At 67.1% G+C, this 429-nt stretch carries 1 protein-coding gene; it reads left to right on the forward strand.

Translation table 11 applies throughout. The annotated features are described in order from the left end of the window. Positions 1-429, forward strand: a 429-nt coding sequence (locus tag KVT28_RS24700) for an Ig-like domain-containing protein (protein ID WP_217550774.1), incomplete at both ends; no start/stop codon positions are given.

Here is a 429-nt window from a genome sequence, read left to right on the forward strand (position 1 = left end):
TTCACCTTCACCGTGGATACCGTGATTGCGCAGCCGCTGCTGGAAACCGTGACTGACGCGGTGACCGGCGGCGTGGAGGGCGCGATTAGCAACGACGGCACCGGCCTCACCAACGACGCCCGCCCCGTGCTCAGCGGCCGCGCCGAAGCCGGCAGCCTGGTGACGATTTATGACGGCGGCTCAGCCGTCGGCAGCGTCCGGGCCGATGCTGCAACCGGCGCGTGGCGCTGGCAGGGCAGCGAAGACCTGGCCGAAGGCGTGCACACGCTGACCGCCGGCGCCGTCGACCCGGCGGGCAACATTTCTGTGATTTCAGACGGCTTTACGATTACCGTAGATACCCTGATTGCATCGCCGCTGCTGGAAACCGTGACCGACGCTGTCAGCGGCGGCGTTGAAGGCGCGGTTAGCAATGACGGCACCGGCCTC

It is taken from the genome of Pantoea sp. GbtcB22, assembly GCF_019091025.1.
In the GTDB taxonomy this organism is placed as follows: domain Bacteria; phylum Pseudomonadota; class Gammaproteobacteria; order Enterobacterales; family Enterobacteriaceae; genus Pantoea; species Pantoea leporis.